The organism is Campylobacter sp. JMF_04 NA10, assembly GCF_027737655.1.
Taxonomy (GTDB): Bacteria; Campylobacterota; Campylobacteria; order Campylobacterales; family Campylobacteraceae; genus Campylobacter_B.
In genome coordinates, this window is the sequence record NZ_JAOVTZ010000001.1 from 1 (window position 1) to 20,145 (window position 20,145).

Below are 20,145 nucleotides of genomic sequence, written 5' to 3' on the forward strand. Positions count from 1 at the left end.
AACGCTTTTTAAAATTTAGCCACTTCTAAGGTTTTACAGGGGTGGGGGTTGGTAAGGGGGAGGGTAGCGTCTCCTAAAAAGCGCGCCCTCCCCCTTACAAAGAATTTCACAGCGCAGGCTAAATTTAAAAAATAATTCAATGCTAAATTTAAGTAGAATTTTGAATTTAAATTTCACTGGATTGCTTCACTCGTTACACTCGCTCGCAATGACAAGCAAAAGTCAAATTTTGCCCTTAAAACAATGGATATTTTTATTTTTCTATTTTAATATTTTTGGCAAATTTTAAAAATTCATAGAAGTCATTAGATATTAAATTCTTGATTTTATCTATTTCATTTATATTTTTTAATTTTTCAGCCATTTTCTCATCAAAAACCTTACTTTTAGCTATATCTGATAATTCTAATTTTTCAATTATTTTTTCATATTTTTCTTTATCGACAATTGAAGCCAAAGAGCCTTCTTTGATTTTGCCTAACAACCATAATAAATTATCGAAATCTGAATATTTTATTTCACAATTATCACAAAAAATAATTAACTCCCTTAATATATCGTTTTTATCCATATCAATTTTGCTATATTCAAAATATTTTAAAACCGCATTTAATACTTTTTTTACTAGTCTATCTTCGATTGGAAAGTTATAATTTGTTGCAAAATAAATATATTTTGAAATCAACGACCTAGCCTGTCCGAATTCTCTACCACTTTTCTTTATTCCATATTTTTCATCCAATAATTTACTAATTTTATTTGGTTTGTTATCTTTGAAATTTTGAATTTCTTTATCCCAATCTCTATTACCGATTTCATTGGCTAAGTCATTTAAGCCATACAATCTTTTATTCATTTGCGTAGAATACAACGAGTCAATTATGGTAAGTCTAATAAGAATATTTTCGGTTTTTTTAAAAATATCACTTATTAAATTTTTTTGTTCCATATATGGCGTCTTATCTTTTAGCACATTTACCGATAATTTTATAAATTCTTTTAATTCCATTTTAAAGTCCTAATTTCTATTTTTCACCACAAACCCACAAAAGCGACCTGTTACGCCGTCTCGGCGGTATGAGTAAAGATGATTTTCGCAATGAGTGCAAAATTTGCTAAATGTGAATTTTTTTATGCCAAGTTCGCTAAATTCAGCCTTTAAAGCCAAATTCATATCAAATTTATTTCCACGCTTAAAGGCGTTAAATTCGCCAAGGTCCAAATCGCTTACTTCATAGCACTCGCCCCTTATATTTGCCCCCACAATCACGCTTAAATCGCAAATTTCCGTGCCGTAAATTTCACTCATTTTAAGTGCAGTTTTGGTTACTATTTTTTGCATTACGCCATTTCGCCCTGCGTGAGCCACGCCCACTGCGCCGCTTTTTTCATCAAGCAGCAAAACAGGCGAACAATCAGCCACCATGACACACAGCCCCACGCCATGCAAATTTGTGACCATAGCATCGCACTCAGGGAAAATTTTCACAAATTCGCTTTGCGTTTTTTCGCTAAAATCTCTAAATTCGCCAAATTCAAAAAATTTATCAAATTTCGCCCCAAATTCAGCCATAAATTTCTCATCTACAACGCAAATTTTATCGCTATGAATTTGGTTCATAAAAATCAAATTTCGTAACTCTAAACCTAGCAAATTTGCCAGTTTAAAACGATTTTTTAGCACATTTTCAAATTCATCGCCAACATGAAAAGCAAGGTTAAATTTGCCAAATTTTCCCAAATTTTCGCCGTTAAAATTTTTCGGCGCAGTATCAGCAAAATTTACCCCAATTTTATCAGTAAAGCCAAATTTAAAGGCATTTAGTAAAGGCTTGAAATCAAATTCACCTGATCCCACGACAAACTCTCTTTTTTCTCGCCCACAAAGCCCAAAATTCGCGCTGCGTATCTTGCGAGCAGATCGGTTTCGACATTTACTTTTCGCCCCGTTTTAAACTCGCCAAATAGCGTATCTTTCATAGTTTGCGGGATTATGGTTAGGCGAATTCCGCTAGGCAAGACTTCATTTATGGTAAGGCTAACGCCGTCGATTGCAACCGAGCCTTTATTTGCGACAAACGGCATTAAATTTTTTGGCAAATTTATAAAAAAATCATATCCGCTTTTTAGCTTTGTAATTTTTGTGATTTCGCCCACGCCGTCGATGTGCCCTTGCACCAAATGCCCGTCAATGCGATCTCCAAGTCGCATAGCAGGTTCGATATGCACTCTGCCTCTGAAATTTTGCGTGGCTATCAGCCCTGCCGTTTCGCTCGAAATCTCCACGACAAAGCCGTCAGATAAAATTTGCGTTACGCTAAGACACGCACCGTTTATAGCGATACTATCGCCGATACGCTCAGGGCGAAATTTAGCGCGAATTCGAAGCGAATTTCCGCTAAAACTAGCAACTTCGGCGATTTCTCTGATTAGTCCGTTAAACATTTTTTCTCCAAAATTTTTGCGAAATTTTACAAAAAACAGCTTAAATTCGCAAATTTATATCCTAAATCCAAGCGCAGAAACAAGCGCCATATCGCCACTTATGCTATCCCCTGTGGTGGTGAGAAAATCCCCTGTAATAGCCGAATTTACGCCGGAATTTAGCGCCTTTTCGATACTTTTACCAAGCTTTACGCGTCCGCCCGCAAAACGCAGATAAACACGCGGTAAAATAAATCGATACACGGCGATTGAGCGTAAAATTTCTTCTTCGCTAAGCGGAGCGCAGTTTTCAAGCGGAGTGCCTGAAATCGGCATTAAAATGTTTATCGGCACGGAGCTTACGCTAAGCTCTCGCAACTCAAACGCCATATCTATGCGATCTTCCATGCTCTCGCCAAGCCCAAAAATCCCGCCGCTACACACATCAAGCCCGACAGCGTGGCAGTTTTTGATAGTTTGCACCCTATCATCATAGCTGTGCGTGGTGCAAATTCGCGGATAAAATCTGCGCGAAGTCTCTAAATTATGATGATAGGTTTTCACGCCACTATCTTTAAGCTTTTGCAAGGCTTGCACGCTCGCAAGCCCAAACGAAGCACAAAGGTGCAAATTCGTCTGCTCTCTTAGCGCACGATAAATTTGCTCGATTTTTGGCATATCTTTGTCATTTTCGCTTATCCCGCGACCACTGGCAACGAGCGAAAAGCGATGAACTTTTGCCTTTTCGTTTTGCTGTGCCATTTGCAAAACGGGCGTAGCATCCAAAAGCGAGTAAGTTTCGCAACCTGTTTTAAAATGCGCAGACTGAGCGCAATATTTGCAATCTTCCGAGCATTTGCCAGAACGCGCATTTATAATCGAGCAAAAATTAAACTCATCGCCACAGCAAATTTGCCTAATCTCGTTTGCCGTGCTCAAAAGTGCGTCCAAATCGCTAGTTTTGGCTAAATTTAACGCTTCATTTTTGCTTAAACTCTCACTGACGATAGCCTTGTTTTTCATCTCGTTTATAAAATTTAAATCGCTCATAAAAGCTCCAAATTTCGAAATTTCAAGGATTATAAATTTGATTAAATTAAAAAAGCCTGACGCGAGGGGGACGCGCCAGGCTAGAATTGATTAAAAAGGGGGATTATTTTTTACTTTCGATGAAATCAGCCAATGCTGCGATTGACTCGTCATCTAGTGTTGCGACTTGGCCTTTCATTACGCCAGCCATGCCGTATTTGCCCTTACCGCCGTCGCCGACAGTGCCTTCTTTATAGCCTTTGATACTAGCGACAATATCGTCTTTTGCAAGTGTGTTCAGCGCTGGAACTTTACCGCCTAGGTAAGGTTTGTCAGCGTTTGCGCCGTGGCATGCTGCGCATTTTTTGAATAGCGCCTCTCCGTCAGCAGCAAAAGCACTTGAACTAATTGCCGCTAATGCAGCACATGCGATGAAAACTTTTTTCATTTTCGATCCTTTCAGTTAAATTGCGTGTGAAGTATAATCTAAATTTTGTAAATTAAAATTAAATTTTTATCAAAGAAAAATTAATCCGACAAAATTTATGGCGAAATTTCAGCGAATTTGCGAAATTTCGCCCCCGCTCATTTTATAAATTTTATCCGCCACACCGAAATATTTATCATCGTGGCTTATCGCAAATATCGTGTATCCGCGCTCTTTGAGCCTTGGGATTATGCACTCGTAAAAGTGCGCGCGAAAGTGTGGGTCTTGATCTGCTGCCCACTCATCGAGCATGATAAATTTGCGCCCCTCGCTAAGCGCAGCCGCGAGTGCTAGGCGTTTGCGCTGACCTGCGGAGAGATTTGTGGTGCTAAATTTGCCCCCTTCGATACTGACCTTTTGCGAAATTTCCATGATCTCTAACCACTCGCGCGCAGTATTTTCATCGCCCACAATATAATCAAACAGATAAAAATCGCTAAAAACCGCGCTTATATTGTTGCTATATGAACGCAAATCATCTGCACTTACTGCCTTATTATCTACGCAAATTTCGCCACTTTGTGCGCCATAAAGTCCTGATAAAATCATAAACAGCGTCGATTTGCCGCTGCCGTTTTCGCCGACTAGAAACACGACCTCGCCCGAATTTATGGCTAAATTTAGGTTTTTCACGCCAAATTTGCCGTTTTTATAGGTAAAGCTTACATTTTTTAATTCGAGTTTTTGCCACGGGGCTAAATTTTTTATTTCAAATCCCGCCACATGCGGATCTAGCCCTAATTCCTCGATTTTTTGATAAGCGATTTTGGCGCGCAAAATGCTTGGGAAAGAGAAAACGAGCATCATCAGTGGCGCGCGCAAAAATAGTATCGTAAGCGCGATTGTTACGGCATTTGCGAGGGCTTGTGCGCCACCATTTAGCCCCCAAAATAGCACCACACCCACAGCGCCTAACATCATCACGCTCATAAAATTCCCCGCAAATGCCTGATAAACCTGCGCTTTTAGCGAGGTTTGGCGCAGATTGTTTGCGTTTGGGATAAACTCATTTTCGTAAAGATAGCGCGCTTTTTTTATGTTTAGCGAAAGCTCCTTGTGCCCCTCAATCGCCTTAGAATAGTTCTTGTAAAGCTCGTCCTCGTTTTTGCGGTAAGCGTCGAAATTTTGCATTACTTTGCGCATGATTAACTGGTTTAAAATCATCAGCGCGCCGATCCAGACGAACAAAAACAAAAACATTTTCGGCGAAATGTAAATCGTGTAAATTCCAGCGAACACGACCGTCATACCGCCCTGGATTAGCTCGCTAATGCGCATAAATCCGTCAGTCAGGCGCGAAATATCAGAGCTTAGCGACGCCAGCAAATTCGCCTTTGACGCGGCCTCAATGCACTCGAATTTCGTATCGATTATCTGTTTGATGACCTTTGAGCGCAGGTTGAAGACGAAGTTATTCTCAATCACGCAAAGCACGGCGCGTGAAGCGACTGATAGAGCCAAAAACAGCACCAAAAGCCCAAAAAACATAAAAATCAGCGAGGTCGTTTTCTCGCCCTCGCCTAGCAAATATTTGTTGATAAACGCCAAAATCGCGATTCCAGCGCCACTATAAACGGCATTAAAGATAATCATTAGCAAAATTTGCTTGCCAAAACCTTTGTAGTGTTTCAAAATTTTGTCCTTAAATTTGTTTAATCGCGGAATTTAAGCACAAAAAATTTTATAAATTTTAAATTTGGTAAATTTGAAATTTTAAAATTTCGCATTTCGCTAGCGCAACCCCCAAACACTGCCCCGAAATTTACTCGCAATGACAATGACAGGCAAATTTGTTAAATCTGTCATTGCGAGCTTTCGCAGAAAGTGAAGCAATCTACGACTTTAAAATTCCTTACGCTAAATTTGCTGTCATTGCGAGAAAACGAAGTTTTCGAAGCAATCCAGAAAAATTTAAATTCAAAATTCAATCTAAAATTTAGCATTGAACGATTTTTTTAAATTTTAGGCGAAATTTTGCTTTTCTTGTAAGGGGGAGGGCGCGCTTTTTAGGAGACGCTACCCTCCCCCTTACCAACCCCCACCCCTGTAAAACCTTAGAAGTGGCTAAATTTAAAGCTTCGCTTTAAATTTAGCTGATTTAATTTTTCGGAAATGCTTCGCATTTCCTTTATTTTTTCCCGCGCATTTTGATATAAATGTGCAAAATATCAATCGCAGCAGGTGTTACACCTGAAATCTCACTTGCAGCAAACAGCGTCGGCGGGGCAAATTTTTCGAGTTTTTCAACCACTTCATTGCTAAGCCCGCTAACCGCGCGAAAATCGAAGTCCTCAGGGATTTTCACACTTAGCATATCCTTCATTTTATCGATACTGGCGCGCTGTTCGGCGATGTAGTGTTTGTATTTGCACTCGACTAAAATTTGCTCCAAACTCTCATCGCAAAATCCCGCAAAAATCGGATCGAGCGACTTTAATTTCTCTTTTGTAAAGCTCTTTCTGGCTACGATTTTTTGCAGGCTTACATTTTGGCTTATCGGCTCTTCGCCAAGCTCAGATAAAAACGCCAAATTTGCCTTGTTTGGCGTGAGCTCTTTGGCCTCTAAAAGCTCCACGCCAGCCCTCGTCTCGCCCTCAATCTTGCAAATTTTGCTATAAATTTCATCATCAATCAGCCCTATTTCGTGGCCATATTTGCCAAGGCGCAAAATCGCGTTATCCTCGCGCAAAAGTAGCCTAAACTCGGCGCGCGAAGTGAACATGCGGTATGGCTCTTTCGTGCCTTTGGTGACCAAATCATCGATTAGCACGCCGATATAAGCCTCGTCGCGGCGCAAGATTAGTGGCTCTTTGGCGCGCACGGCAAGGCCTGCATTAATGCCCGCCATAAGCCCCTGCGCCGCAGCCTCCTCGTAGCCTGTGGTGCCATTAATCTGTCCGCCAAGATACAGCCCCGAGACCTTTTTGCACTCCAAAGAGTGTTTGAGCTCAGTTGGATCGACATAGTCGTATTCGATAGCGTATCCTGGGCGCACGATTTTGGCGTTTTCAAAGCCCTTAATCGAGCGGATAAAGCCCACTTGCACATCGTAAGGCAGCGAAGTCGAAAGTCCATTGACATAATACTCGCTAGCCTGCGCAGTCTGGGGCTCGACGAAGACATGGTGGCGTTCGCGATCTGGGAATTCGTAAATTTTGGTTTCTATGCTAGGGCAATACCTTGGTCCCGTGCTTGAAATTTGCCCAGTAAACATCGGCGCGCGGGCGAAATTTGAGCTGATTATCTCGTGAGTTTTTTCGTTTGTGTAGGCAATGTAGCATGGAAGCTGATTTGGCGCGAAATTTTCGGTGCGGAAGCTAAATGGCTTTGGATTTTCGTCGCCGTCTTGACGCTCTAAGACGCTAAAATCGATTGTTTTTGCGTCAATTCTAGGGCAGGTGCCGGTTTTGAGCCTGCCCATTTTTAGCCCGAAAGATTTGAGCGAATTTGAGAGATTTTTCGATGGTAATTCGCCCACGCGCCCCGCTTCTATGGTGCTTTCGCCCACATGCACAAGGCCGTTTAAAAATGTGCCAGTGGTGATGACGACCTTTTTGGCGGTGTATTCGTTGCCAAGGTGGGTTTTCACGCCTCGCACGATGATTTCATCATCACGATTTTCGCTTAAAATTTCGGTTGCGATCTCCTGCGTGAGCTCCAAATTTGGCGTGTTTAAAAGCAAATTTCGCATATAAATGCGATATTTATCCATATCGATTTGCGCGCGCGAACCACGCACAGCTGGGCCTTTGCTCTCGTTTAGTATGCGAAATTGGATCCCGCACTCATCGGTGGTGCGCCCCATTTGACCGCCAAGAGCGTCGAGTTCTTTGACCAAATGCCCCTTAGCTAGGCCTCCGATTGCTGGATTACAGCTTGCAGCGCCTAATTGCTCAACTAAAATCGTAATCAAAAGTGTGCGCACGCCCATTTTCGCGCTTGCTAGCGCAGCCTCGATTCCAGCGTGTCCGCCGCCTATAACTATCACATCATAATTCATATTTTTCCTTTAAAATTTTGCGTGCGATAGTATCAAAAACTCTATGAAATTTTGGTAAAATTGAGCTTTTAAAATTTAAAAAGGATTGAAAATGAGCGAGAAAATTTTTAATAAAATCGTTGAAATTTTAGAGGCTAACGGAGCGAAATTTCGCGTAGTAACTCACGATAGCGTAGGCACTAGCGCAGAGGTCGCAAAAGCAAGAGGCACCGAGCTTGGACAGGGTGCAAAAGCTTTGATTTGCACCCTAAAAGGTGGCGGAGAAAAAATCTATGCCCTAGCTGTGCTTCCAGCCGATATGCAAGCAGACCTTAGCGCGCTAGCAAGGGTGTTTGAGCGAAACCGCGCTTCGCTAGTATCGCCAGCAGAGGGTTTGGAGCTAAGCGATTGCGTTTTTGGCTCTGTGCCGCCGTTTAGCTTCCACGAAAAGCTAGTTCTAGTCTGCGACCCTGCGCTTTTTGAGCGATATGACGAAATCGCATTTAACGCAGGCTTGCTCGATCACTCGGTGATTTTAAACGCGAAAGATTACCAAAAAATCGCAAATCCAAAGCTGGTAAAATTCGCTAAAATTTAGCCAAATAAAAATTTGGCTTTTTTAAATTTAAACGGACAAATTTTGACACTATTTTTAAAATTATTCCCTAAATTTGGGCTTAAATTTAAATAAATCAAATTTAGCAAAATTTCAACAAATTCCCAAAACAGCGCACTTTTTTTAATTAAAATTTCGACAATCCAAATTTTTTAAAATCCAAACGGACAATTTCTGACATTTTTATTCAGTAAAATTTTGCCAAGAAAATTAGAAAAATAAATTTCTTTTTAAGGAGTGCAAAATGGCATCAGGTGTTGTAGATAGTAGAGTTTTTAGAGTTATGTTCGTCAGCGAAGAGATGAGAAAGATTTTTAGCGACGAAAACAAAGCGCAAAAATGGCTAGATACCGAAGCTGCTCTTGCAAGAGCGCAAGCAAAACTAGGCATTATCGAGCCAAGACGCGCCGAGCAAATCACAAAATTTGCCAAAGCCGAGCTTTTAGATTTAGACGCGATAGGTGAAAACTACAAAAGCTCTATCACAATCGTTCCTTTGCTAAAAGAATTTAAAAAGGTCTTTGATGATGATAGTGGCGAATTCGTGCATTGGGGTGCGACAAGCCAAGATATTATGGATAATGGTATGGTTTTGCAAATCAAAGAAGCCTTACCGCTTATCAAAAAACTTTTAGAAAAAACCTACAAAGAGGCATTGAGAATTTCAGCCGAGCACAAAAACACAGTTATGGCTGGTAGAACGCATGTAATACACGCTTTACCTATCACATTTGGTTTTAAAACTGCAATGTGGGCGCAAGAAATTCGCAGAAGCCTTGATAGATTAAAAGAGATTACTCCAAGAGTTTTAGTTGGTCAATTAAGCGGTGCGGTCGGCACTATGGCTAGCCAAGAGGGCAAAGGCTTAGAAATGCAAAAACTTATGATGGAGGATTTGGGCTTAAATATCCCTGTGATTTCATGGCACCCAAGCAGAGATCACATGGCTGAGTATGTATCTACGCTAGCGATAATCGCAGGAACAATCGGACGCATCGCAAGAGAAATTTTAAGTCTTCAAAGAACTGAAATTTGCGAGGTTGAAGAGCCGTTTTTCATGGGAAAAGTAGGAAGCTCTACTATGCCACATAAACGAAATCCGCAAGTTTGCGAAGGCGTAATCGCTCTAACTAAAATTGTCCGCGCACAAGCACCTTTAATGGTAGAGGCTATGGAGTGCGAAAACGAGCGCGACTGGGGTTGCGAGGCGGTCGAGTGGGACGCAATTCCAAAAAGCTCTATTTTAATCGCGGGTGCGCTTGAAAAAATCAACGACATTTTAGAAAATTTACTTGTTTATCCACAAAATATGAAAAGAAATCTCAACGCACTAAAAGGCGCAATGCTAAGCGAAGCCGTAATGCTACACCTAGGCGAAAAGCTTGGTCGTTTAACTGCGCACGAAATCGTTTATGAAGTTTGTATGAAAGCCTTCACAGACGGCAAACCAGTAATTGATGATCTTTTAGAGCGCGAAGAGGTTAGTAAATATTTCACAAGAGCAGATTTAGAAGAAATCATGCAACCTGAAAAATATGTCGGATTGAGTGCTACTTTTGTAGATAGAGTTATCGAAGATAGTAAAAAATACTTCGGATAAATTTAAAAAGGATAAGCTATGAATAAGCTTACAAAAGGAATTCTAGTCGTTATTATAGGACTTCTTATATGGTTTTGTCCGCATCCTGAGGCTGTGAGCGATCAAGCATGGCATCTTTTTGCCATAGTTTTTGCCACAATTTTAGGTCTTATCTTGCAACCGCTTCCAATCGGAGCGGTTGCGTTTATCGGTGTTACGATTACGATTTTAACCAAAACAATGAAACCAGCAGAAGCATTAGCTGGTTTTGGGAATTCGACTATTTGGTTGATCGTAAGCGCGTATATGATAGCGCGCGGATTTATCAAAACAGGGCTTGGTAGGCGCATTGCGTATAAAATCATCTCGCTTTTGGGAGATAGCACCTTAAAGCTAGGTTACTCCATCGTCATAAGCGATGCGGTTATCAGCCCTGCTATGCCAAGTAGTGGTGCTAGGGCTGGTGGAATTTTATTTCCTATCGTAAATTCGTTAGCTAAGGCGTTAGGTTCTGAGCCTGATGAGGGAAGCAGAAAAAAGGCAGGAGCATATTTCATGCAAACGCTTTGGCAAGGAAACACCATTACAAATGGTATGTTTCTAACCTCTATGGCAGGAAACCCGCTGATTGCAAGCTTAGCGTTAAGCTCATTTGGTGTGGAGATTAGCTGGACATTGTGGGCGCTTGGTGCGATTGTTCCTGCGATTTGTTCGCTTATAATAATCCCCTTTGTGCTTTATAAAATTTATCCGCCTGAGATAAAGGCGTTTCCACAAGGCAAAGAAATCGCAAAAGCCGAACTTGCAAAAATCGGACCTATGCAAAAAAGTGAAAAATGTATGCTTGGCGTTTTTATCGGCTCATTGCTTTTATGGGCAACCGGCACCCTAACAGGCATAAATGCGACCAATGTCGGTATGATAGCGGTTTGTGTTATGGTTGCTTTAAAAATTTTAGAGTGGAACGATGTAATCGGCGAAAAAGGCGCATGGGATACGCTAATGTGGATGGGTGCGCTAATCGCACTTGCAGGCGGTTTAAATAAACTTGGCTTTATCAAGTGGTTTTCAGACACCGTCGCAGGCGGTATGGGCGATATAAACTGGATTTTGATAATGGGAATTTTGCTTTTAATCTATGTTTATTCGCACTATTTATTTGCTAGTTTAACAGCACACATTACTGCGATGTATGCGGCTTTTGGTGCAGTTGCTATCGCAGCGGGAGCTCCTGCTGTTTTCGTAGCGCTCGTGTTTGCTTATGCAAGCAATCTCATGATGCCAATCACTCACTACGGCGGTGCTCCTGGACCGATAATCTTTGGTGCAGGTTACAACACCCAAAATGAGTGGTGGAGGCTAGGATTTATCACAACGCTGATAAATCTGTTTATTTGGACGATTATAGGCGGAATTTGGTGGAAAGTTCTAGGTTTATGGTAAAATAAAAGAGCGGATTTTTCCGCTCTTTTTGATTTTTAAATTTGGATTTTTCATGGCAAATAAAAAAGTTTTTGAAATTTTGGAATTGCTTAAAGATTTCGTTAGCGGAAAAGAGATAATCATCGAGGATTATGCCCTACAAACAGGCATTTCAACCCGCACAGCCAGAAGATATGTAAAAGATCTGCGAGAGATTTTTGGCGAAGAATTTATCGCAAAACTCGCCAAAGGAAGCTATATCTGCAAAAATACAGAATTTTTCAAAACCTTTATCAGCCCCAACAAATACCAAAACGAAAGCGAAAAACTCATCGATTTGCTCCATATCATAAATCCCGGATTTAGTAAATTTTTGCCACAAGCGCACAAAAAAGTCGATGAAAAACTAGAAAAAGAGCTAAGCGAAATTTTTTTAATAAAAGGCTCGCCACACGAAAAAACGCCGAATTTAGATATTTTTGCCAAACTTCAACAAGCGATTAAATTTAAAAAATATACAAATTTAAAATACGATAATGAAATTTTAAAAAATGTAAAAATTTTAAAGCTTATTTATTCAAAGGGAAATTGGTCCGTCGCAACGCTTAGAGAGTGCGATAAAAACAGCGGTTTCGAGGTTTTAAGAGTGAATTTTATAGATGAGATTAGGTTGCTTAAAAACACTTTTTATACCGACAAATACACAGAAAATTTTATACAAAATTTAGAAACATTTTTTGACGGATACAGAGCCGAGCCCTTTGTGGTGCGAGTGGCTATCTCGCCAAAAGTGGTTAAATTTTTCGAAAAAAAGACATTTTTCGCTTCGCAAAAAATCACCGATGAAATTTTAGAAAATTTATGGCGAGTGGTCGAATTTACCATAAGTAGCGATGATATGCTAATGCCACTAGCAAGGCGTTGGTTTCCTGATTTTGTAATACTTTCGCCGAAATCAACAAGGGATAAATTTGATAAATTAATTATGGATTATCTAAAATTTGGGAAAAATTTAGATAGGCTAAATTTGCAAATTTAGCCTAAATTTCACTCGCTCTTCATTTGCGTTTGCGCCAAGAGATAGAGCGATTCAAGTGCTAGAATTAGCGTTTTACCGCGACTTGCGAGAGTGTATTCGACCGTAGGTGGTATGGCAGGATACTATTTAGCTATAAAAACGCTCAAATTTTAATGCAAAGCTTCGATTTGGCAGATTTTACTCGCGCGGTGGAACAAATTTTAAAAAATGGATAAAATTTAAAATTTTAAAATTTAAAAAAGGGGCAAAATTTGCCCCTTATGAATTATTCTTCGCTAACTTTTTTGAGTTTGAAAAATAGTAGCAAGATAACGATAGTGCCGATGATACCAGCCGCTGTCGCGATAGTCATAGGCATGTTAAAGCCGATTTTCGCATTTACAAGGTAAGCGATTACGACATTTGACATAAAGATTGCTGGGATCAAAGTAACCCAGAAGAATTTACCTCTGCGGTATAGGTAGGCTGACGCTGCCCATAGCATGATAGTCGCAGTTGTTTGGTTCGCCCAACCAAAATATCTCCAAATGATACCAAAGTCGATTTGAGATAGACCGATACCGATAGCAAATAGCGGAACGGCAATGAAAAGTCGTTTTACGATATCTCTTTGTGGCATTTTGAAAAAATCAGCGATAATCAAACGAGCCGCACGGAACGCAGTATCACCAGATGTGATAGGCAAAATAACGACACCAAGAACCGCAATGATACCACCAACAGGTCCAAGAAGTGTTTTTGAGATCTCATGGACTACTTGTGCTGGGTTACCAGCTGCCGCAAGAGCCTCTCTGGTCTCATAGAAGCTTAGACCAAGTGTGCACCAAATAAGACCGATAATACCCTCGCCAATCATTGCGCCGTAGAAAACCATTCTACCTGATTTTTCGTTTTGGATACATCTAGCCATAAGCGGTGATTGTGTAGCGTGGAAGCCTGAAAGCGCACCACAACTAATAGTAACGAAAAGCAATGGCCATAGTGGAAGGTCTTTTGGATCCATATTTACGAAGAAATTTAGACCCTCTGGATAGAAGCTTCTGCCACTAACGATAAATCCAATCGTAAGACCAACTGACATGAAAATCAGCAAAGCACCGAATATCGGATAGAATCTACCGATGATTTTATCGATTGAAAATAGTGTCGCGATAAAATAGTAAGCAAAAATGATGATTACCCAAATACCAGCTTCCATACCTGTAATGCCTTTAAGAAGGCCAGCAGGACCAGTTGTGAAAACAACACCAACGAGCACAAGCAATACAAGAGCGAAAATGTTCATAAAGTGTTTCGCCCAGTTTCCTAACTGCACACCTACGACGGTAGGGATAGAAGCACCGTTTGCGCGCACGCTCAACATACCAGAAAAGTAGTCATGCACAGCACCTGCTACAATCGTTCCGATGACGATCCATAGCATAGCCACAGGACCATAAAGCGCACCCATAATCGGACCAAATACAGGTCCAAGACCGGCGATGTTTAGGATTTGGATCAGATAGATTTTCCAATCTGACATTTTGACATAATCCACGCCATCGGCCATGTCATGCACAGGAGTTTTGCGCTCAGCACTGGCACCAAAAACACTTTCTACGAATTTTCCGTATGTAAAAAACGCTCCAATCAGAAGCGCTACACAAAAGAAAAACCAAAGCATTTTGCCTCCTCGAAAAAGAATTCAAAACAAAAAAAATTGTTTGTAAAATTGTATATAATGTTACATAAATTTAATTTGAATTTATCTAGCATTTACAAATAATATTGCTTAAAATTTAGAAAAAATGTTATTTTTGCGTGATTTTTGTTTAATTTCGTTAATGGGCGAATTTGAAATAGTAAATTTGGATAAAATTTATGGTGCGACCAGCGAGATTTGAACTCGCACACGCGAAGCGCACTACCCCCTCAAGATAGCGTGTCTACCAATTCCACCATGGTCGCATGAAAGAGCCCGCGAAAGTGCGGGCGAGTGATTACGCAGCTGCTTTTGTAAGAGCGTCTGTAACAAAAGGATTAGCGAAAAGCAAGATAAATGCGATAACAAGCGCATAAATAACTTGTGCTTCGATCATCGCTAGCGAAATATACATTGTAGTTGATAGTTTGCTAGCTACGCTTGGGTTGCGAGCGATACCAAGGATTGTTGCATTAGCTGCATTACCCATACCAACAGCGCCACCAAGAGCGGCAAAACCAAGAACGATACCAACAGCGATTGCTGAGTATGATACGATTTGAGTATAAGCGCTAAGCTCCTCACCTGCGAATGCTGCGCCACAAAGCGCGAAAAGTAAAACCAAAACTTTTTTCATAAAAGTCTCCAAAATAAAATTTCAAAACGCCTTTCGGATCTGTCCCCTACTAAGAACATTTTGAGTGCGGTATTCTAGTGAAATTTTGCTTTTAATTAGTTTAAAAAAGTGGCAAAATTCGCCCAAATTTCGCCACTTTATGAATTTTATTTTTTCGAAGCTAAATATGTATTTAATGCGCCGACATAAGCCTTGGCTGAGGCTAGCATTGTATCGACATCGAGCCCATGCCCCATAATCGCGCCAGTGCCCTCAAATTCGACCTTAACGGTTACTTTGGCAAGAGCATCTTTGCCTTTGGATACAGCCTTGACTTGATAATCTTTGAGCTCGCCACTAACCTTGCTTATGCGATCAATCGCTTTAAAAATCGCATCGACCCCACCATTTCCAAGCGCGCTATCGCTTAGCAAAATTTCATCGTGATTTAGCGTGACAGCCGCGCTTGCGTGGCCTTTGTTGCAGCCATTTGAGCTAAGAAGCGCGATCTCGTAAGCTTTGGTTTTCGCGCCCATAAATTCGTCATTTACAAGCTCTCTTAAATCCTCATCATAGACATCTTTTTTGCTATCGGCTAAAATTTTAAATTTCTCAAACGCCACTTGCAACTGCGCCTCGTCTAACTCATAGCCAAGGGATATTAATTTGTCCTTGAAAGCGTGGCGTCCGCTGTGTTTGCCAAGCACGAGAGAGTTTTTATCCAGCCCGATATCATCAGCCTTCATAATCTCGTAAGTTTCGCGGTGTTTTAAAACGCCGTCTTGGTGGATTCCGCTTTCGTGCGCGAAGGCGTTTTTGCCCACGATTGCCTTATTTGGTTGCGGTTCGATGCCTGTGATACTTGCGACTAGACGGCTTGATGGATAAATTTCTTTGAAAATTATATCCGTATAAAGTGGCGAGAAATGGTCATTTCTAGTTTTTACGACCATTGCAATCTCTTCGAGCGCAGTATTTCCAGCCCTCTCGCCAAGGCCATTTATGGTGCATTCGACTTGGCGCGCGCCAGCTTCAATGCACGCTAGTGTGTTTGCTGTGGCAAGTCCTAAATCGTTGTGATTGTGAGCTGATACTATCGCTCTACCATCTATAAATTCGACCATTTCTTTAAAAATCGCGTAAATTTCATTTGGCAAGCGATATCCCACGGTATCTGGTAAATTTATCGTAGTTGCGCCCACGCCGATAACCGCCTCGCAAATTTCCTTCATAAAGCCCACATCGCTTCTGCACGCATCCTCGCAACTAAACTCCACATCATCTGTGAAAGTCTTCGCGTATTGCACAGCCGCAACTGCGCGTTTGATGACCTCATCAGGCTTCATTTTTAGCTTAAATTCCATGTGAATCGGGCTAGTGGCGATGAAGGTGTGTATGCGCTGAAATTTCGCTGGCGCGATAGCCTGCGCTGCGGCCTTGATATCGTTTTCGAGCGCGCGAGATAGCGAACAAACCCTAATCTTACTAGTAGCCTTTGCGATTTGATTAATCGCGTCGAAATCCCCCGGACTAGCCGCTGCAAACCCAGCCTCGATAACATCGACGCCGAGTTTTTCTAATTGGAGTGCAAGGCGGATTTTTTCTTCTGTATTCATCGAAGCGCCCGGGCTTTGCTCGCCGTCGCGCAATGTCGTATCAAAAATAATAATTTTATTTTTATCCATAACCTACCCTTTCATTTGATAAAATTTGGCGATTATAGCAATTTTAGGCTTAAATTTAGTTGGAATTGATAAATTTTATTATTTAGTTCTCTTTGCTTTGTTTGTTAAATTTAACCCCGATAAGCGTTAGCCCCGCGCGCACTAGCCCGTATCCTATGTATAGCAAAATGATAAATGCAGGGAATTCGAGTTTGAAAAGATACAGACACGAAAAAAACACAACAATGAGCAAAACCAAAATTTTAATCGCATTTGGCCGTTTTAAATTTATCTTTTTAAAGCTTGGGAAGCGGATATTACTAACCATTAAAAACGACAAAATTGCCATGCCGATGATAAATACGCCACCCCACACAGACGAAACCTCGTATTTGAGGTAAATCCCAATCCACACAGCAATCGTAATAGCCGCAGTTGGGATCGGCAGACCGATGAAAACATTTGGCTCGTAGGTGCCCACAGTGACATTAAATCTCGCTAGCCTCACAGCGCCAAAAATCACATACAGCGCGCTAATTAGCGTGCCAACCTGCCCATAATCCTTACCGATGACGAAATAAAACAGCACCGCTGGCGCCACGCCAAACGCCACTATATCAGCAAGGCTGTCAAATTCTACGCCAAATTTGCTCGTCGTGTGCGTAAGCCTTGCCACGCGCCCGTCAAGTCCGTCAAAAATCAAAGAAAAAATTATATACGCAATCGCGCTAGCATAATGGCCGTTTATCGAAGCAAAAATGCTAAGCATAGCCAAAAATATACTAGCCGCGGTGAAAAGATTTGGCAAAATATATACTAATTTTCCTCTTTCTTCTTCCATTTTACGCCTCTTCTTCTGAATTTTCTTTGGCTAAATTTCGCACCAAACGCGTCGGCAAATTGTTTTCTTTTTCAAATTTATCGATAATCTCCACGATAACCTCGCCAGCGACGGTCTCTTTTTCATACAGAGTTTTTACCATTTCCTCGATTGCAGGCGCATAAACTCGCAAGGTCTCTTTCACAGCTTTGTAGCGTTCATCGAGCTTTGTGCGGACATAGTTGTCGATTTTTACCGCTGTTTCCTCGCTGTAATCCTTAATGCTCTGACCGCCGTTTAAAAACGAATATTGCTGTTTTTCAAGCACGATTAAGCCTAGCTCGTCTGTCATACCGACCTTAGCCGCCATAAATTTTAGCCAATCAGTCGCGCGCTGTAAATCGTTACTAGCCCCGTCTGTAATCTCGCCCAAAAAGACCTCCTCGGCCGCCCTACCAGAGAGTAAAACATCGATTTCAGCGAAAATTTCATATCTTTGGTGCAAAAATCTATTTTCAAACGGCGAATTTAGCGTATATCCAGCCGCACCAAGCCCGCGCGGCACAATCGTAACCTTGCTAACTGGCATTGCGCCTTTGGTAAGCTCGGCGATGAGCGCATGACCGCTCTCGTGGTAAGCGACGATTTTTTTCTCCACAGGATTGACACGGCGCGATTTTTTTTCTAGTCCTATCGCCACGCGCTCAATTGCTTCGAGCAGGTCTTTTTGCTCGACCTCTTTTTTCGCCTCACGACCTGCTAAAAGCGCGGCTTCGTTTATGATATTTGCCAAATCCGCTCCCGCAAAGCCCACAGTTAGCCTAGCAATCTCTTCAATATCGATATCACGGGCAAATTTGACATCTCTCATATGCACCTTTAAAATCGCGATTCTGCCGTCATAATCAGGTCTATCGACCAAAACCTGCCTATCAAATCTACCCGGGCGCAAAAGCGCAGCATCAAGCGTCTCTGGGCGGTTTGTCGCAGCTAGGACGATGACTGGGCTAGATTCTGTGCCAAAGCCGTCCATTTCTGCCAAAAGTTGATTTAAGGTCTGCTCTCTCTCGTCGTTTCCACCGCCGATTCCACCCGAATTTCTACTTTTTCCAATCGCGTCAATCTCATCGATAAAAACAATCGCAGGTGCTTGTTTTTTGGCTGTTTCAAACAAATCTCTAACCCTACTTGCGCCCACGCCTACAAACATCTCTATAAAGCTAGAAGCCGAAATCGAAAAAAACGGCACATCTGCTTCTCCTGCGACAGCCTTTGCAAGCAGTGTCTTACCCGTGCCGGGAGGGCCTACAAGCAAGACGCCTTTTGGGATTTTCGCTCCCAAGCTTATGTATCGCTCAGGGTTTTTAAGGAAATCAACTATCTCTTTGACCTCTTCTTTGGCCTCTTCGACACCGGCGACATCGCTAAATTTGACATTTGGCTTCTCTGCACTCATTAAATTTTTCGAACTGCCGATTCCTAGCATACCGCTACCCATATTTTTTTGCATACGATTGGCCAAAAACATCCAAATTCCAAAGAAAATCACAAGCGGTAAAACCCAGCTAAAAAGCAAATCTGTGAGTAAATTTGTTTCGTTATATGCGCCATAAGGGATATTTCTGCTCTCCAAAATACTCACAAGCTCGTTATCATCGACCCTTTGAGCCACATACATTGTATCGCCACTTTGGGCTTTTATCGTGGTTTTGCCGATAGAAACCATTGAAATTTGACCTGTTTTAAGCTGTGATTTTAGCTCTGAGTAGCTGACATTTCTAGTCTGTCCCACGCCTAAATTTCCAAGGGTCGCACCCTCGCCAAAACCGCCACCATTTGGGCTAATTGCCCTAAAAATCACAATTAAAATCAGCGCAAAAACCACAAACATACCAATAGGATTTTTGTTGAAAAAATTTCCTCCGCCGTTTTGTTGATTTTTGTTATTTTGATTATTCATTTTCACCTTTCTCATAAACAAAGCTACACCACTCGTTTTTTTGTTCCATTTTCACGAAGCGCAAATCCGAAAATGCAGATTTTATTCTATCTTTGTAATTTTCTAAAATTCCAGAAAGCACGAGGTGTGCGCCCGGGTTTAGCGCGTTTTTCAAATCGCTGGCTAGTATCAAAATCACATCAGCGATTATGTTTGCTACGACTAAATCGTATTTTTCGCCTGCTCCTGCGATACTTCCTGTCCAAATTTTATCCAAGCTCACGCCGTTTTTTTGCGCATTTTGCACGCTAGCATCAGTGGCTTGCTCGTCAGTATCGCACGCGCTGACATTTGCACCAAGCTTTTTCATCGCAATACTCAAAATTCCGCTTCCACAGCCCACATCAAGGGCTTTTGCACCCTCTTTGGTAATCTCGCTTAAAATTTGCAAACACATATTTGTGCTCTCGTGGTGCCCTGAGCCAAAGGCAAGCGCTGGATCGATTAAAATATCGATTAGCCCTGCTCTGCTCTCGCACCAGCTAGGGCGGACATAAAATTTACCCACCTCAATCGGCTCGACGCCCTTTTTATACTCGTTTATCCAATCTTGATTTTTCTTTTGCGAAATTTCGATTTCTAGCGAAATTTGCGCCCCTGTGGATTTTTGCAAGGCTTCTTTAAATTCGATTAGCGCGAATTTCACCATTTCTAGGCTATCCTCATCGCGCACGATAAACTCGCCCTCGCGCTCTTCTATGCACGAAATCCCAAGCTCAAAGACAAAATCTTTGAAAAATTCCAAGCCGTTTTGGCTCTTTACACTCATTTCATTATAAAATTCTTTCAT

17 protein-coding genes and 1 tRNA gene are annotated in these 20,145 nt (G+C 41.6%); 4 read left to right on the forward strand and 14 right to left on the reverse strand.

What is annotated here, in order from left to right:
• Positions 1-253: 253 nt before the first annotated feature.
• The 7 genes from OFO12_RS00005 to mnmG all read right to left on the reverse strand — a co-directional run bounded on the left by OFO12_RS00005 (position 254) and on the right by mnmG (position 7,940).
• Positions 254-1,009: a hypothetical protein gene (locus OFO12_RS00005; RefSeq protein ID WP_270869010.1), complete on the reverse strand. Its 756-nt coding sequence runs from the start codon at positions 1,007-1,009 to the stop codon at positions 254-256.
• A gap of 9 nt (positions 1,010-1,018) precedes the next feature.
• Positions 1,019-1,858: a polyphenol oxidase family protein gene (locus OFO12_RS00010; RefSeq protein ID WP_270869011.1), complete on the reverse strand. Its 840-nt coding sequence runs from the start codon at positions 1,856-1,858 to the stop codon at positions 1,019-1,021.
• Positions 1,822-2,445, reverse strand: coding sequence for a riboflavin synthase (locus tag OFO12_RS00015; RefSeq protein WP_270869012.1), 624 nt, complete (start codon positions 2,443-2,445; stop codon positions 1,822-1,824). Before OFO12_RS00015 ends, OFO12_RS00010 begins: the two co-directional genes overlap by 37 nt.
• Positions 2,446-2,499: 54 nt before the next feature.
• A complete protein-coding gene (gene bioB, locus OFO12_RS00020) occupies positions 2,500-3,474 on the reverse strand; it encodes a biotin synthase BioB (protein WP_270869013.1) in 975 nt (324 codons plus the stop codon).
• A gap of 103 nt (positions 3,475-3,577) precedes the next feature.
• The gene (locus tag OFO12_RS00025; protein ID WP_270869014.1) at positions 3,578-3,901 is read right to left on the reverse strand and encodes a c-type cytochrome; all 324 of its coding nucleotides are present in this window, start codon (positions 3,899-3,901) and stop codon (positions 3,578-3,580) included.
• A gap of 108 nt (positions 3,902-4,009) precedes the next feature.
• Complete coding sequence (locus OFO12_RS00030) at positions 4,010-5,572, reverse strand: cyclic peptide export ABC transporter (protein WP_270869015.1); 1,563 nt, start codon at positions 5,570-5,572, stop codon at positions 4,010-4,012.
• 496 nt (positions 5,573-6,068) lie between these two features.
• On the reverse strand, positions 6,069-7,940 hold the full coding sequence (gene mnmG / locus OFO12_RS00035; protein ID WP_270869016.1) for a tRNA uridine-5-carboxymethylaminomethyl(34) synthesis enzyme MnmG: 1,872 nt from the start codon (positions 7,938-7,940) through the stop codon (positions 6,069-6,071).
• 91 nt (positions 7,941-8,031) lie between these two features.
• Between mnmG and OFO12_RS00040 the strand changes: the two genes are divergently transcribed.
• The 4 genes from OFO12_RS00040 (at position 8,032) to OFO12_RS00055 (ending at position 12,575) form a co-directional block, all read left to right on the forward strand.
• A complete protein-coding gene (locus OFO12_RS00040; RefSeq protein ID WP_270869017.1) occupies positions 8,032-8,517 on the forward strand; it encodes a YbaK/EbsC family protein in 486 nt (161 codons plus the stop codon).
• A 262-nt stretch (positions 8,518-8,779) separates the two neighbouring features.
• Complete coding sequence (gene purB / locus OFO12_RS00045) at positions 8,780-10,135, forward strand: adenylosuccinate lyase (RefSeq protein ID WP_270860740.1); 1,356 nt, start codon at positions 8,780-8,782, stop codon at positions 10,133-10,135.
• A gap of 18 nt (positions 10,136-10,153) precedes the next feature.
• Complete coding sequence (locus OFO12_RS00050; RefSeq protein ID WP_270869018.1) at positions 10,154-11,557, forward strand: anion permease; 1,404 nt, start codon at positions 10,154-10,156, stop codon at positions 11,555-11,557.
• A gap of 52 nt (positions 11,558-11,609) precedes the next feature.
• Complete coding sequence (locus tag OFO12_RS00055; protein WP_270869019.1) at positions 11,610-12,575, forward strand: helix-turn-helix transcriptional regulator; 966 nt, start codon at positions 11,610-11,612, stop codon at positions 12,573-12,575.
• 265 nt (positions 12,576-12,840) lie between these two features.
• Here the strand turns inward: OFO12_RS00055 and OFO12_RS00060 are convergent, their stop codons facing one another.
• From OFO12_RS00060 to OFO12_RS00090, 7 genes are all read right to left on the reverse strand, one after another.
• Positions 12,841-14,238 carry a carbon starvation CstA family protein gene (locus tag OFO12_RS00060; protein ID WP_270869020.1) on the reverse strand — a complete coding sequence of 466 codons (1,398 nt, stop codon included), beginning with the start codon at positions 14,236-14,238 and terminating at the stop codon, positions 12,841-12,843.
• A gap of 198 nt (positions 14,239-14,436) precedes the next feature.
• A tRNA-Leu gene (locus tag OFO12_RS00065) sits at positions 14,437-14,522 on the reverse strand.
• A gap of 32 nt (positions 14,523-14,554) precedes the next feature.
• Positions 14,555-14,893 carry an ATP synthase F0 subunit C gene (atpE, locus tag OFO12_RS00070; RefSeq protein WP_270859398.1) on the reverse strand — a complete coding sequence of 113 codons (339 nt, stop codon included), beginning with the start codon at positions 14,891-14,893 and terminating at the stop codon, positions 14,555-14,557.
• Positions 14,894-15,039: 146 nt separating this feature from the next.
• A complete protein-coding gene (locus tag OFO12_RS00075; RefSeq protein ID WP_270861921.1) occupies positions 15,040-16,557 on the reverse strand; it encodes a 2-isopropylmalate synthase in 1,518 nt (505 codons plus the stop codon).
• Between the two features lie 82 nt (positions 16,558-16,639).
• Positions 16,640-17,377, reverse strand: a complete 738-nt coding sequence (gene pssA / locus OFO12_RS00080) for a CDP-diacylglycerol--serine O-phosphatidyltransferase (RefSeq protein ID WP_270859396.1) — start codon at positions 17,375-17,377, stop codon at positions 16,640-16,642.
• 1 nt (position 17,378) lies between these two features.
• Complete coding sequence (gene ftsH, locus OFO12_RS00085) at positions 17,379-19,316, reverse strand: ATP-dependent zinc metalloprotease FtsH (protein ID WP_270869396.1); 1,938 nt, start codon at positions 19,314-19,316, stop codon at positions 17,379-17,381.
• Positions 19,309-20,145 carry a 50S ribosomal protein L11 methyltransferase gene (locus tag OFO12_RS00090; RefSeq protein ID WP_270859394.1) on the reverse strand — a complete coding sequence of 279 codons (837 nt, stop codon included), beginning with the start codon at positions 20,143-20,145 and terminating at the stop codon, positions 19,309-19,311. Before OFO12_RS00090 ends, ftsH begins: the two co-directional genes overlap by 8 nt.

Coding starts and splice junctions, on each gene's coding strand:
- OFO12_RS00005 (WP_270869010.1), bottom strand. CDS start 1,009: ATGGAATTAAAAGAATTTATAAAATTATCGGTAAATGTGCTAAAAGAT.
- OFO12_RS00015 (WP_270869012.1), bottom strand. CDS start 2,445: ATGTTTAACGGACTAATCAGAGAAATCGCCGAAGTTGCTAGTTTTAGC.
- bioB (WP_270869013.1), bottom strand. CDS start 3,474: ATGAGCGATTTAAATTTTATAAACGAGATGAAAAACAAGGCTATCGTC.
- OFO12_RS00025 (WP_270869014.1), bottom strand. CDS start 3,901: ATGAAAAAAGTTTTCATCGCATGTGCTGCATTAGCGGCAATTAGTTCA.
- mnmG (WP_270869016.1), bottom strand. CDS start 7,940: ATGAATTATGATGTGATAGTTATAGGCGGCGGACACGCTGGAATCGAG.
- OFO12_RS00040 (WP_270869017.1), top strand. CDS start 8,032: ATGAGCGAGAAAATTTTTAATAAAATCGTTGAAATTTTAGAGGCTAAC.
- purB (WP_270860740.1), top strand. CDS start 8,780: ATGGCATCAGGTGTTGTAGATAGTAGAGTTTTTAGAGTTATGTTCGTC.
- OFO12_RS00050 (WP_270869018.1), top strand. CDS start 10,154: ATGAATAAGCTTACAAAAGGAATTCTAGTCGTTATTATAGGACTTCTT.
- OFO12_RS00055 (WP_270869019.1), top strand. CDS start 11,610: ATGGCAAATAAAAAAGTTTTTGAAATTTTGGAATTGCTTAAAGATTTC.
- OFO12_RS00060 (WP_270869020.1), bottom strand. CDS start 14,238: ATGCTTTGGTTTTTCTTTTGTGTAGCGCTTCTGATTGGAGCGTTTTTT.
- atpE (WP_270859398.1), bottom strand. CDS start 14,893: ATGAAAAAAGTTTTGGTTTTACTTTTCGCGCTTTGTGGCGCAGCATTC.
- OFO12_RS00075 (WP_270861921.1), bottom strand. CDS start 16,557: ATGGATAAAAATAAAATTATTATTTTTGATACGACATTGCGCGACGGC.
- pssA (WP_270859396.1), bottom strand. CDS start 17,377: ATGGAAGAAGAAAGAGGAAAATTAGTATATATTTTGCCAAATCTTTTC.
- ftsH (WP_270869396.1), bottom strand. CDS start 19,316: ATGAATAATCAAAATAACAAAAATCAACAAAACGGCGGAGGAAATTTT.
- OFO12_RS00090 (WP_270859394.1), bottom strand. CDS start 20,145: ATGAAAGAATTTTATAATGAAATGAGTGTAAAGAGCCAAAACGGCTTG.